General features: G+C 70.0%; 11 protein-coding genes. 4 read left to right on the top strand and 7 right to left on the bottom strand.

Features of this window, described 5'->3' with window-relative positions:
- Positions 1-38: 38 nt before the first annotated feature.
- Together AB0M51_RS27375 and AB0M51_RS27370 are read left to right on the top strand one after the other, a co-directional pair.
- Positions 39-593 carry a hypothetical protein gene (locus AB0M51_RS27375; RefSeq protein ID WP_344200611.1) on the top strand — a complete coding sequence of 185 codons (555 nt, stop codon included), beginning with the start codon at positions 39-41 and terminating at the stop codon, positions 591-593.
- A complete protein-coding gene (locus AB0M51_RS27370) occupies positions 590-1,069 on the top strand; it encodes a hypothetical protein (protein ID WP_344200608.1) in 480 nt (159 codons plus the stop codon). The genes AB0M51_RS27375 and AB0M51_RS27370 overlap by 4 nt, the downstream gene beginning before the upstream one ends.
- Here the strand turns inward: AB0M51_RS27370 and AB0M51_RS27365 are convergent.
- From AB0M51_RS27365 to eccD, 7 genes are all read right to left on the bottom strand, one after another.
- The gene (locus AB0M51_RS27365) at positions 1,064-2,704 is read right to left on the bottom strand and encodes an AAA family ATPase (RefSeq protein ID WP_344200605.1); all 1,641 of its coding nucleotides are present in this window, start codon (positions 2,702-2,704) and stop codon (positions 1,064-1,066) included. The two genes, AB0M51_RS27370 and AB0M51_RS27365, sit on opposite strands and share 6 nt — an antisense overlap.
- Entirely contained in the window at positions 2,701-3,747 is a 1,047-nt protein-coding gene (locus AB0M51_RS27360; protein ID WP_344200602.1) for a LuxR C-terminal-related transcriptional regulator, read from the bottom strand. The genes AB0M51_RS27365 and AB0M51_RS27360 overlap by 4 nt, the downstream gene beginning before the upstream one ends.
- 202 nt (positions 3,748-3,949) lie before the next feature.
- Positions 3,950-4,948, bottom strand: coding sequence for a type VII secretion protein EccE (locus AB0M51_RS27355; protein WP_344200599.1), 999 nt, complete (start codon positions 4,946-4,948; stop codon positions 3,950-3,952).
- The gene (locus AB0M51_RS27350; RefSeq protein ID WP_344200596.1) at positions 4,945-6,147 is read right to left on the bottom strand and encodes a hypothetical protein; all 1,203 of its coding nucleotides are present in this window, start codon (positions 6,145-6,147) and stop codon (positions 4,945-4,947) included. The genes AB0M51_RS27355 and AB0M51_RS27350 overlap by 4 nt, the downstream gene beginning before the upstream one ends.
- 12 nt (positions 6,148-6,159) lie before the next feature.
- Positions 6,160-6,474 (bottom strand): hypothetical protein, encoded by a 315-nt coding sequence (locus AB0M51_RS27345; protein WP_344200594.1) that lies wholly within the window; start codon positions 6,472-6,474, stop codon positions 6,160-6,162.
- Positions 6,475-6,491: 17 nt separating this feature from the next.
- On the bottom strand, positions 6,492-7,907 hold the full coding sequence (eccB, locus tag AB0M51_RS27340; RefSeq protein ID WP_344200592.1) for a type VII secretion protein EccB: 1,416 nt from the start codon (positions 7,905-7,907) through the stop codon (positions 6,492-6,494).
- Between the two features lie 3 nt (positions 7,908-7,910).
- Complete coding sequence (eccD, locus tag AB0M51_RS27335) at positions 7,911-9,215, bottom strand: type VII secretion integral membrane protein EccD (RefSeq protein ID WP_344200589.1); 1,305 nt, start codon at positions 9,213-9,215, stop codon at positions 7,911-7,913.
- Between the two features lie 114 nt (positions 9,216-9,329).
- On the opposite strand from eccD, the gene eccCa reads away from it, so the two are divergent.
- A complete protein-coding gene (gene eccCa / locus AB0M51_RS27330; protein WP_344200586.1) occupies positions 9,330-13,190 on the top strand; it encodes a type VII secretion protein EccCa in 3,861 nt (1,286 codons plus the stop codon).
- The gene (locus tag AB0M51_RS27325) at positions 13,190-13,558 is read left to right on the top strand and encodes a hypothetical protein (RefSeq protein ID WP_344200584.1); all 369 of its coding nucleotides are present in this window, start codon (positions 13,190-13,192) and stop codon (positions 13,556-13,558) included. The genes eccCa and AB0M51_RS27325 overlap by 1 nt, the downstream gene beginning before the upstream one ends.
- The last annotated feature ends 31 nt before the right edge of the window (positions 13,559-13,589 follow it).

Genomic DNA, 13,589 nt, shown 5'->3' with positions numbered 1-13,589 from the left:
CTCCGCCCCCGTCCGCCGAGGCTGTCACCGTGAGGCGCATGACCACGTTGATGTTCCCGATCGGCCACTGCCTCGGGACGTACTACGCCAGCGCCACGGACAGTCATGTCCAGCAGGTGCGGCTCGGTGGTGAGATCGTTGGGCTGACCGACGAGGAGTTCGCGGTCTGGTCGCTGGCACACGGTCTGGCCGACGACCGCGGACGCTGGGACCGGCGGCGGATCCTCGAGCTGCTGGCCGGCAGTGAGATCCCGGACCGCGTCGATCAGCTGCTGGCGAGAAACCTGCTCGCCGAGGTGGACCTGGACAGCCCGGCGGACTTCGCTGCACGGCACCGACTGTTGCCGCTGCACCTCGGCCTCGGGAACACCCCAGAGGTCACGGCGGTGTTCAGATCGGGTACGACGGAGGTCGCGCTCACGGGCATGACCCGTACGCTTTACGACCTCTGGCTGTCGGGTCACCTGTCTCCCAATCTCCTGGTTGCGTGCAAGGCCCACGACGCGGAGCTGACCGCCGTACTGACCTCACTGCACGCGCTACTGGCACCCAGTGCGGCGTGTCTCGACCTGGCGACGGAGGAGCAGCCGTGATCTTTCCTGTCGGCCATGGCGCCGGGCTGCGGTCCAGGGACGAGTACATAGTCCGCGTTGGTGGTTCGGAGGAGGTGCTGAGCGAGCCAGAGTTCGCTGTCTGGGTAGGCGCACACCAGTCGGACACCACGGGTGAGCAGCATGTGGACGAACTGCTGCGCCGGGGGCTCCTGGTACGGGTTGAGGACGTGACTGCGTTCGCACAGCGGTACAGGCTGCTGCCGTTGTTCATCGGGCTCGGCAACCGTCCGGATGACCCGCAGCAGTTCGCCATCGGTCTGCCGGGCCTGGAGCCGCTGGCAGTTGTTCCGGCGACGACGTACGAGCTGTGGCAGTGGGGCTGGGTAGCGCCGTCGCTGTGGGCGCAGTGCGAAGTACTGGGCACCATTGGCGAGCGCCCGCAGTTCGACGCCGTACTCGACGGGGTCTCCGCGTTGCTGGCGGACTTCGTCGCGGTTCTCGACCCGGTGTCATGAGACGGCCGCGGTCACGTCGTCCAGACGGAGTGTCCGCAGTTCGCTGACGGCCGGAATGCCGCCCAGCCGGCTCAGCCGCTGTGACTGCGCCTTGCGGACCCGGTCGAACAGCCGCCGGGCGTCGCGGGCGTTGCCGAAGTTGGCGGTCTGCGAGACGACCGCGAAGTGCCGGTGCAGGAGCGGCGCGGCTTCGTCGTCGAGGTCGTACTCCTGGGTGGCGACCATCCGCTGCACGATCAGCGTGAGCTCGTCGGGGGAGTAGTTCTCGAAGTCGATGGTCTTCGAGAACCTGGACGCCAGGCCGGGGTTGGCGTCCAGGAACCGCAGCATCTCGTCGCTGTAGCCGGCCACGATCACTGCGGCCTCGTCGCGGTAGTCCTCCATCAGCTTCACCAGGGTGTCGATCGCCTCCTGGCCGAAGCTGTCGTTCTCGGCGCCCGCCCGGGACAACGCGTACGCCTCGTCGATGAACAGCACGCCGCCGGTCGCCCCCTCGAACACCATGGTGGTCTTCTCGGCCGTATGGCCGAGGTACTGACCCACCAGGTCCCGCCGGGACACCTCGTTGAACTGGCCCTTCGGCAGTACGCCGAGTGCAGCGAGCAGCTTGCCGTAGATCCGGGCAACGGTGGTCTTTCCGGTCCCGGGAGCGCCGGCGAACACCAGGTGGTGGCTCAGGCTGCCGGTCGGCAGCCCTGCCCGCCGTCGCCACTCGTTGACCTGGATCTCGTCGATCAGGCTCCGTACTTCGTCCTTGACACTGGCCAGGCCGACCATTGCGTCCAGTTCCGCGAGCAAGGACTGCACGTCTGCGCCGGCAGGCTCGTCTGTGGTCACCCGCGACTGCTCAGCAGCTGTCACCGAGACCAGTGCGGGCTCGGCCAGCTCCAGTGCGGGCTCGGCCGTGTTCTCCCAGCGGCAGGACACCACCTCACCGCCGCAGCGCCTGCCGTACGCGATAGCCGGCCCGGACGCGTCGCGCACCACCGTGTGCCGCAGTACCGCTGTGGAGTCGGAAGCGATCAGGATGCCCGCTTCCGACGTGCCGGAGACCTCGCAGGTGTCGATGGTCGGGCGACCGTACTGGTACGCGTAGACGCCGCGGCGGCCGCAGTCGGTGATCTGGCAGTCGTGCAGTACGACGGTCGCGCCGAGCCGGACGATGACGCCGTCGGCGGACACTGCGGTCACCTTGGTGTGATCGACCTTCGCCGTACAGTCCTCCAGCACCAGACCGTGCTCGCCGCCGCTCACCTCGCAATGTGCGACCGCCACGTCGGCCGGACCAGTGACCTGGACGACCGGACCGAAGCCGGCCGACAGGACACACCGTTCGGCTCGTAGCGTCCCGCCGTCCAGCTGGATCGCCGGGGCGTCGCCTGCGCGGACCGTCACGTTCCGGAGCGTCAGCCGGCCGCCGGACGCACGCAGGACGGGTGCGGTAGTGCTCGTGGCGTCGATGACCACGTCGTCGGCCGCGGTCAGCGTCACCGAGCGGTCGGCCAGGTCGATGGTCTCCCGGTAGAGGCCAGGAGCGATCGAGATGACCGCGTCGTCGGGTGCGTCCAGTACGGCGGACCCGATGCTCGGGTACGCCCCGGGCCGGTCGGGCGACACCAGCAGCGTGCGGCTCATCGCGTACCCACCCAGCCGCGCTCGGAGGCCTTCAGCCCGGCCTGGAACCTGCTCTGCGCGCCGAGGCGGGCCATCATCTCGGACACCATCCGGCGTACGGTCCGGACCGAGACGCCGAGCTGTGCGGCGGCCGAGGCGTCGGTGCCGCCGTCGCTGAGCAGTGACAGCACCTCACGCTCGCGGACGGTCAGTCCGGACGCGTCGCCCAGTCCGGTCGGCTGGCGGAGCGGGGTGGCTGTGTGCCACACCCGTTCGAACAGCTCGGTCATCGCGCCGACAGCAGCGGCCAGCCGGAGGATGCTGACCGCTCCACGACCAGTGCGGTCGGCCGGCAGCGCGACGGTCGCAGAGTCGACGATCATCGCGCAGAGCGGGACCGTGGCCGCCGTACGGACCTGGGCGCCGTTACGGGTCAGTTGTTGCAGCCGGCGCGCCAGCATCGGGTCGGTGCGGGCAGCGTCCGGTACCAGGATGCGGTAGCGCACCGGCGGGGCCAGGACGCCCGTACCAAGCTCACGGAGGCCCGCGATCGGGTCGGCGAGGGCAGCTGTGGCCGGCGTACTCACCAGCACCTCACCTGAGGCCGACTTCAGCAGGCCCTCGATGGTGCGCTGTGCGGCGGCCGGGCTGCCTGCCCAGTCCAGGGCGCCGTTGCTGTCGCCGAGCGGCGCCGGGTGCCGGCGGGCGAACTCGCCGGCGATCTCGGCGGCGGCCACCCGGCTGCGTTCCAGGTCCCGGGTGACCCGGGCGAGGTCGGCCTCGCGTTCGGCGAGCAGGGCGGTCAGGCTGAGCCGCGGGTTGAGCGGCCGGACCGTGCGACTGGATCCGTCACCCGAGCCGTCCCGGGCCAGCAGGCCGAGAGCGGTCAGGTGCCGGATGACCTCGTGGGTGGACTCCTCGTCGAGGCCGAGCCGCTCGCCGAGTTCGGCGGCGGTCCAGGACGGCCGCTCGAGCACCGTCAAGTAGGTGCGCTCGGCGGTCGCGTCGACGCCCAGATGGGCGAGCCGCAGTCCGGTGGTGCGGACCTGCGGAGCGTTGGGCACGGCACGCGGGTAGCGGGCCGCACGGGGGTACGAAGCGCCTTCGACGGGCTCTGACTGGGACACGGGACACCTCGCTGGATTCGGTGAGTCGGACGGACTCGATGGCGAACACCAGAACCATCCCGAGCCGTCATCCAGCGGGGATCTTGCGGCTGTCCAGGCCCGATACAGCCGATACAGCGGCTGTCCAGCGGCCGCTGTATCAGGGCTGCGCGGCGAGAAACGCAGCCCTGTGCCGACCGGTGAGCGCTGTTGCCTCCGGCGCCACCGGAGCGTCCGCCGGAGCGAGCACCAGTGCGTGGTCGAGGTCGCTGGAGGTGCTGACTGCGACTGCTCCGGGCTGCTGCAGGGCGAGCTGCGGGGGTACGGCGTACATCCGGAAACGAGCCGGGCCGACGGTCAGTGCGTCCCACTCCTCGGTCAGCTGTTCGGGGCTGAGAGCGGCCAGGACCTGCGTCAGCTCGGACGGGCCCAGTGGTACAGCCCGGAAGTTCCGGCGGCGCAACCGCCTGGACAGCCGCCGGACCGTATTGGACAGCAGAAGCTCCAGCTCGGAGTCCCGTGGGCGATCCGCAGAGCGTAGCGCGGTCAGCGCGATCCAGGCCCGCCCGGGCCGCCGCAGCAGCTTCAGCCGTACGCCGGTGGTCTCGTCGAGCAGCTCCGCCGGGGTCAGCTCTGGCGGTACGTCGGTCTCCAGCAGCACCGTGAGCCCGTCGGACCGGACGATGGTGCCAGCCCCGTCCTCGAGCTCACCCCGTGCCCCGTCCCGCCCGTGGAACTGCGTACCGCGCACCACGTACGCGATAGCGAGGTACAGCCACTGGTAGGACCACAGCTCCCGCCGCCAGCTCGCCGTCACTCCGACGACAACGAGCCCGACCAGTGCGGCGACAACCGCAGCCACCCAGCCCCGGCCGATCGCGGCTGCGACCACACCGACCGCCAGCTGCCAGCTGACCACCTGACCCACCCGTACGCGCGGCCTCCCCCGGACCTCGGCCGGGGGAGCAGCAACCGGGGCAGGTGCTGCCGTAGCAGCCACAGGCGCCACGGGAGGTGGAGCAGCCGGCCGTACGGCGGGCTGTGCCGGCGCCACCGCCGGTACAGCCCGCGGCGGCGCCACCGTACTCGTGACCGCACCGGCGGCCGCGGGTGCAACTGCGGCCGCGACCTGCGGGGCTGATGTCGGCGTGGTCGTCATGTGAACAGCTCGTCGTCCAGAACCGGCCCAGCGGCGGTACGTCGACGTACCGGCGGGAGGGTGAACTGTTCCTGCGCGGTACGGCCCTGCAGGTCGGGCTGGACGCCTGTACGGCGCAGTGTCTCCTCCGAGCGCCGCTTGCGGTTGCCAGGGCGGCTCTCGTTCGACCCGCTACCACCACCGCCGCCTGACATCGGCGGTGCGATCGTCGGCATCGCCTTGGCAGCGGCCGTCGCCGCCGCGCGCGCCGTACCGCCGGCCAGCGCCGGCTCGGTCCCGGCCGCGATCCGCGCACCTGTCGAACCCAGGCTGCCAGGCTTCACCGAAGCCGCCGAGCTCGTCAGCGCCCCAAGCGATCCGGCCAGCGCCGCCGCGGGCATCCCGCCGGAGAGGTTGGTCCCGGCCGAGGTGATCGCGGAGACCGGTTCCGGCAATGTGGCCGGCGGCGTGGCCGTCCCGCCCGCCAGCGTCGGCAGGTCCGAGTGGATGAGCGTCCCGGGCAGGTTCTTGAAGTCCGGCAGCTTGGTCGTCGCCCCCGGCGTACTCCCGAGGCCGCCCGACTGCATCAGCCCGGTGATCGTCGTCAGCAGACCGACGCCTTTGTCCATCGTGTTGAACAGCTTCTCCGTCGCATCCAGCACCTCGGTCGCCGGTACGGCGGGAACCGGCGAGGCGGGTGTCGGTGCCGCGTCAGCGCCCGGCCCCTGCCAGCCCTGGGCCGGCGGCGGCACCGCGGTCGGAGCCTGCATGACCACGCCGACCGCCTCCATCATCCCGGCGCCGACCTGCTGCAGCCCGACCGCGACCTGCGCGGCGAACGGCCCGATGATCGGTACCGCGCTCAGCGAGACCGCGGTGTCGTAGCCGCTCTGCAGCGCCGGCATCACCGCCTGCGCCGCGTTCAGCGCCGTACCGCCGAGCCGGAGCGCCGCGGACATCGCGCCGGTGTAGGCCGCCCACTCGCCGAGCGAGGCGAGGCTGCCGATCACCTGCCCGTTGAACGCGACCTGCGACACGGACCCGACGCTGAGCGGCCACGTGGCGATGGCGGCGTTCGCGGCGCCGAGGTCGCCGTGCGTCGCGAGCAGCTGCTGACAGGCCGAGCCCCACATGTCGGCGCCCGCGTGCCAGGGCTCGGCGCGCTGCCCGTAGAGCATCGCGGCCATCGTGTTCAGTTCCATCCCGAAGTACGCACCCATCGCGGTCCCCAATCAGTCCGGGAGCTCGTCGGCCAGCGCCCGGTGCACGGTGGCGTTGGCCTGGTCGGCGGTCTCGAAACGGCTCGCGATCGAGAGCGCCGAGTCGATCAGTGAGGCGATGCCATTGGTCGCCTGCAGCGTGACGGTGCCGGTGTGCTCGACGCAGAACCGGACGTGGGCCTCCACGGTCGCGCTCTCCGGCATCGGACCGGCCAGCGGCGGTGTGGCCTGGACCGTGCCGGAAACCGGGGTGACCGTGGCCAGCGGTGCCAGCGCGGCGAACTGGCGCAACTCGTCGGGCACCACGGTCAGTGTGCCGATGTCCATATTTCCTCCTAGATTCATCAGGGGCCGATCGGGTACGTCGCTGCGGACGGGTCGAGCGCATGGCCCGCGGGCATCCGGCTGATCAGCTCGGCGGGCAGCCGCACCACGCGCGGCTGGGTGTAGCCGAGGACACCGAGTACGTCGCGATTCGACAGCTGGTACCGCCGTCCGAGATCGCTCACGAACGACAAGGCCCCCGACCCGGCCGGCTGCCCAGGTGACGCCATCGACTCGACGACGGCGCCGTGGCCGGGCGGTACGACAACCACGTCCGCCAGAGGCAGTCCGTTCTGGTCGCGTCCTGCTGTCGCCCCGGCGTCACCTGCTGACGGAAGCGACCCGGCCAGCGTGAACCGCGGCCGGAACTGCCCGTCGGAGAACACCGCACACACCGACACCCCGGATGAGTCCGGCCGCGCAAACGTCGGCCTGGTCGCCGGCAGCGCGGAGTCGGAGGTCGTCGTACCGACACCGCCGGACACTTGCGCCACCACAGCCGGATCCAGTGCTACGGCCTCTGGCACAGCACCTGGGTACGCCGCGCGTGTTGCCGGAGCCGTGCGCTGCACGTCGTACTGCAGCGAGGTGATAGCCACCAGTCGGTCTCGCTGCAGCAGGTAATACTGTCCCTGCCCGGTCGACGTCTGTACGACGTACAGCGTCCCGACGCGACCTGGTCGTAGTAGAGCGGACGGAGAGCCCGCACCAGGTACCGAGATCGGGCCGAGCGGTGGACCGGACGGAATGAGGTCAAGCCAGACGGACGGGACCTGCATCCAGGACTCGTCGTTCAGAGCGAGTGCTGCCGCGACGGTGGCCTGTTGCTGGATCAGGTGCCGGTAGCCGTGCCAAATCAGGTACCGGCGACCGCCCGGCCCGACAACGAGGAGGGAGTCCGCCGTTGGACCGCTCTGTTCGGTTCCGACGAGAAGAACGGACCGGACGATCGGGCTGCCCGAGGAATCGGTCGCCGGCTTGGCGCACATCGACCACCCGTCGTTGAGCAACCGTCCCTTGTCGGGGAGCGAGTCCGGCGCGTCGGCGATCCCTACCCGCTGTCCGCGCGGCACACCGAGCAAGGACTTGGCGGACACCATCAGGGGAGTGCTGTACTTGTTCGCCAGCAGCAACGCGGACACGTAGTTCGCCGCCGGATACAAGACCCCGTCGCGGTACACGTACCGCGTGCCGGTCTCCTTCTCCACGATCACGTGGTCACCGGACTTCCACGACGTCTTCCCACCTGGCGAGAGCTGCCCGTACACGCCGGAGCCGGCCAGCACCAGTACGGCGAGCCCGATCCCGACCAGCATGGCCACGATGCCGCGGCGGAACGGCGGGTACTCCGGGTCCGTCTCGCGCAGCAGCAACGCATGGGTCATCCGCTGCTTGACGAACTGGTGTGACTGCAGTTGGTCCCTCTTGGACGCCATCGGTCAACCACCCAGCCCACGGACGTAGGCGTACAGCCCGAGCACCCACAGCACGACCGGGACCACCAGCAGCACCAGTACGACCTCGGCCAGCTCGGCGTACCGGGCCAGGTACGCCCCTGGCCGGTGCCGGGCGTACCAGAGCCCCAGGAACGCAGCCACGACTGCGAACACCAACAGCAGGTACGGCGACTGCACCAGCAAGCAGCCGAGCCCGACGAGGCCCGCGACCACAAGGCTCAGCCGATGCGCCACCACAGGAAGCAGCCGCGAGCGCAGCAGGCAGATGCCGACGGCCAGCACCACCAGCACCCGGCCGGGGGTGGACGCCGACCCTGCGAGCACATACAGGCAGCAGGCGAGTCCAACAGCAAGACCGGAGAGTATGCCGGTGTACAGCGCAGCAGACCGCAGTACGGCGGCGTGCACCAAGCGTCGAGGTGGTTGTGGCGCGTCAGCCAGCAGATCCGCAGTACTGGTGGGAAGCACGGGCTTGGGCAGCCGGCCGATCCGCATCGCCAATGGAGCGGCTACCGGAATCAGCGCGACCGCCACCGCACCAACCACAGCTGCTGAGCGCGTAGAGTCCAGGGCCCCACCTAGCCAGCCTGCAACGAGCGCGAGCACGCCTGCGCTCACGGCAGCCACGAAAACCGCCGTATGGCGAGCGATCCCGACGTAGCCGAGCAGCCCGAACAGTAATAGTGCAGCGCCGCCCACGGTGAGCTGCGGCGCCCCGAACTCCGGCAACCGGATGAACAGCGCACCACCAGTCACCGCGAACACCAGCGAGATCGCACCGGTCGTCGCAGCGGCCGCCCCGTCACCGACAGCACGCGAGAGCAGGACCGCGATCGCCATCAGCACGACCGCGGACCCAAGTGCGAAGTACGCGCTGTGCATGAGGACCAGACACGTCAGCAACGCGGCAGCAGACGCGATCAATCCGCACCAGCGGCTCGCTCCAGGTGTCCACGCCCGTCCGCCGGACCGGGCGTCGGTGGCGATCGCGTCCACCAGGTCGTCGTACTCCAGCTCCGGCCAGTGCTGGTGGGCTGGGGCGAGGTGCAGGATCTCTCCGTCCCGGACGCCCTGACTGGACAGGTCCAGGTGCGTGTCCAGGGCTTCGCCGTCGGGCCGGCGCAGCACCCAACCGCCTTGTAGTGCGCCGAAGTCGGCGAGGTCGTCGCCGGCGTGCCGAAGGATCCCGGGCAGCACCTCGGCCACCGTCGACCGCTCCGGCAGTGCCAGGTCGATGCGGCGTTCGGGTGCGTCGATGGTGACCTTGACCAGTCCACGAATGCTCACGCCGGCCACCGTGACACGCGCCGAACGACCGGACCGGACGGCTGCAGCTTGTGGACAGTCCGCTAGTGGCCGTCACCTCCTGTACGTCGCGTCCGGCGCCTAGCGTCCTGGAACATGTCCACAGTCATCGTCAGCAGACCGCCGCGGCGCGAGGGCCCCGCGCTGCCGAGCGGCGACGTCACCCTCGACCCGCCGCCGGCCCTGCCGCGTCCGGCGGGCAAGCAGCTCTCGCAGTACGTGATGATGGTGCCGATGCTCGCCGGTGGCGGCGCGATGGCGTTGATGTACTCGACGCTCGGCGGTGGCGGCAAGATGAGCTACATCGTCGGCGGGCTGTTCGGCCTGTCGGCGCTGGGCATGGCCGCGGTCGCGTTCGCGGGCCAGGGCGCCCCGCGCCGGGAGATGGCGCGAGCACGACGCGGATACCTCAGACACCTGTCCCAGCAGCGCATCCGCGCTCGGCGGGCCGTCGTACAGCAACGTACTGCGTTGTCCTACCTGCATCCGGATCCGACGCAGTTGTGGACGTTGGTGGAGAGCTATCGGCTCTGGGAGCGTCGCCGGAACGACCCGGACTTCGCGATCGTCCGTGTCGGCACGGGAGCGCAGCCACTCGCCACACCGATCGCTCCGCCTGACACAGTCCCGCTGGAGGAGCTGGAGCCGCTGTCAGCCGGTGCACTGCGCCGTTTCATCACGACGCACTCGTCCGTGCCAGGCCTGCCGGTGGCGATGGCATTGCGCGGTTTCGCCCGCGTGTACGTCGACGGTGAGCCGGACCGTGCGCAGAGCTTGGCCCGCGCACTTGTGGCGCAGCTGGCCACGTTCCACTCACCGGACGACCTGCTGATCACGGCTGTTGTCGGGCCGGAGACCAGAGCGGACTGGGAGTGGCTGAAGTGGCTGCCGCATGCGCACCACCCGGACAAGTCCGATGCCTTGGGCCCCATTCGCCTGATCAGCAAGAGTGTTGCGGACCTGGAGTCCGTGCTGGGTGATCTGCTCGCGCAACGGCCCCGGTTCGACCCCGCAGCTACGAGCCGCGTCGACGGGCCGCACATCGTCGTACTGATCGACGGCGGGGACGTGCTCGGTTCTGACCATCTGATGACCGGCAACGGCGTGGAGGGCGTCAGTGTCATCGACCTGACCACCCAGCCGCCGAGGCTGCTCGACAGGTCCACTGTGCTGCTCGACGTCGCGGACGACGGCGCACTCACCAGTGTCACGACGGACGGCGAGTCTGACGTCGGCCTGGCGGACAGCTTCACCATCGAGGGCGCCGACGCTCTGGCGCGCCTGCTCGCGCCGCTCAGGCTGTCGGCGGGTGGAGACGGTGAGGAGAGCTTCGCTTCGGTGTTCGGCCTCACGGACCTCCTAGGTCTCGGAGACCCGTACAACTTCGACCCTGCACAGCACTGGGGACCCAGGCCGAACAGGGACCGGCTACGCGTCCGCTTTGGTGTCACGGCGGACAGTACGCCGGTAGAACTCGACCTGAAGGAGTCCGCACAGGACGGCATGGGCCCGCACGGCCTCCTGATCGGTGCGACCGGTTCGGGCAAGAGCGAGTTGCTGCGGACGCTGGTACTTGCCCTAGCGGCCACCCACTCGTCCGACAGCCTCAACTTCGCACTGGTGGACTTCAAGGGCGGTGCCACGTTCACCAAGCTGGACAGGCTTCCGCACACCAGTGCGGTGATCACCAACCTCAGTGAGGAGCTGGCACTCGTCGACCGGATGTCTGACGCGATCGGTGGTGAGCTGATCCGTCGGCAGGAGCTGCTGCGCCGGGCCGGCAACTACGAGTCGGTCCGAGAGTACGAGCTCGCCAGAGCGGCAGGAGCCGACCTGCCGGAGGTGCCGACGCTGCTGGTGATCTGCGACGAGTTCTCCGAGCTCCTGTCGGCGAAGCCCGACTTCATCGACATGTTCAACCAGATCGGTCGCCTGGGCCGTGCTCTCGGCGTACACCTGCTGCTGGCCAGCCAGAAGCTGGAAGAAGGCCGGCTGCGCGGGCTGGATGCGCACCTGTCGTACCGGATCGGTCTGCGGACGTTCTCCGCGATGGACAGCCGAGTGGTGCTCGGCATGCCGGACGCGTACGAGTTGCCGCGGGCACCGGGGCATGGGTTCCTGCAGATCGGTACGGAGACGCTTGTGCGGTTCCGGTCGGCGTACGTGTCCGGTGTGCACCGGGCAGCTGCTCACACGGTGTCCAATGAGGTCGCGGACGACGTGGCCGAGTACACCAGCGCGTACGTGTCGATGCCGACTGCAGTAGTACAGGAGCAGCCGGAAGAGGACGGCGTGGGTGAGAAGCTACTCGACATCCTGGTGGATCGCCTGGAAAACAAGGGAAAACCAGCCCACCAGATCTGGCTGCCGCCGTTGGACGACCCGCCGTCGCTCACGAGCCTGCTGCCGGCCCTGACCGTTGACCCGGACCGCGGGCTCACCGTAGCGGCGGCCGGAGCGCAGGGGACGCTGCGCGTGCCGATCGGCCTGGTGGACAAGCCCTTGGAGCAACGGCGCGACCCGCTGGTCGTGGACCTCGCTGCCGGAGCCGGTCACGCGGTCGTGGTCGGCGGCCCGCGCAGCGGCAAGAGTACGGCGATCCGTACGCTCGTGTCGGCGCTCGCGCTGACACACACGCCGCGCGAGGTGCAGTTCTACTGCCTGGACTTCGGAGGCGGCTCGCTCATGGGCCTCCGGGAGCTGCCGCACGTCGGCGGTGTCGCATCCCGCCTGGACGTCGGTGCCGTACGCCGGACGGTCGCCGAAGTACAGCAGCTCCTCGTCCAGCGGGAGCGGTACTTCGCGGAGCACGGTATCGAGGGCATGACGTCGTACCGGCAACGGAGGGCGGCTGGGGAGTTGCTCGACGACCCGTGGGGCGACGTGTTCCTGGTGATCGACGGGTGGTCGGTGCTGCGGTCCGACTTCGAGGACCTGGAGTCGACACTCAGCGAGATCGCCGGACGCGGGCTCGCGTACGGCGTGCACGTGGTCGCGACCTGTTCCCGCTGGTTCGACCTGCGCGGCACGATCCGCGACCTGTTCGGAACCCGGATCGAGCTGCGACTGGGCGACCCGTCCGACTCGGTCGTCGACCGGCGGGCGGCGATGAGCGTACCGGCGGACAAGCCCGGGCGCGGGCTCGCCGACAAGGCGCAGCACTTCGTGATCGCCACGCCGGACGCCGACCTCGGCCCGCAGCTCGCCGGCGCCTGGCCGGTGTCGGGTGCGCCGCGCGTCCGGCTGCTGCCGCTGCACCTGCAGGAGTCCGAGTTCACCGCCGTACTGCGGAGGAGACCCGTGCAGGGACTGCCGATCGGGTTGGCGGAACGCGATCTCGGGCCGGTGTCCGTCGACCTCGAGGCCGACCCGCACTTCCTGCTGTTCGGCGACACCGAGTCCGGGAAGACCGGGTTCCTGCGCCGGCTCGGGAGGACGCTCGTCGAGCGGTACCGGCCGGACGAGGCTCGGATCATCCTGGTCGACTACCGCCGTTCGCTCGGCATCACCGGCGAGCATGTGATGGGGACGCTCTCGGAGCCGCGCGGCGTCGAGGCGATGGTCGCCGACCTGGTCCCGGTCCTCGAACGTCGGCAATCCGGGGAGTGGACCGGTCCGCAGATCCACGTGCTGGTGGACGACTACGACCTGGTCGTCGGCCAGACCGGCAACCCGCTCGGTGGCCTCGTCGACTACCTGGCCCACGGCCGCGACATCGGCCTGCACCTGATCATCACCCGCCGCAGCGGCGGCGCCGGCCGCGCGATCTTCGAACCGCTGATCGCCCGCCTGCGCGACCTCGGTACGCCCGGCCTGCTGCTCAGCGGCGACCGGTCCGAAGGCCCGCTCCTCGGCACCGCCCGGCCCGAAACCCTCCCACCCGGCCGCGGCCGCCTGGTAGGCCGCCGCGGTGACGCCCAACTCATCCAACTTGTCGAAGACCCGAACGGAGCCTGATGGGCAACCTCGAATTCTCGTATCCCGAACTCTGCGGATTCGCGACCGCCGTCGGCGGCATCCAGGTGCCGGGCTTCGCGGACGACGCCGGCGACGACCTGCAGGGCGACGTGGTCGGCGGTCCGCAGGCCGCGCACGAATACACCAAGATCGCGATGCTGGCCGAGTACCACCTGGGCCGGGGCCGTCGCGGACTGGAGGCGTTCGCGAAGCTCTCCCGCGACATCGCCGAACACTTCGGACAGACCGACTCGGCCAACGCCGAGGAGCTCAACAAGGTCTGGAGCGCGGAGCACCTGCCGATGATCGCCAACAGCAAGCAGGACAAGCCGCCGCAGCTGCCCGAGTTCCCCGAAGACCGCGTGTAGCCGCTGCTCACCACCACCCGAGGATCACGCG

It is taken from the genome of Kribbella sp. NPDC051137 (assembly GCF_040682535.1).
Taxonomy (GTDB): Bacteria; Actinomycetota; Actinomycetes; order Propionibacteriales; family Kribbellaceae; genus Kribbella; species Kribbella karoonensis.
This window is presented reverse-complemented; position numbering and strand designations above follow the sequence as displayed.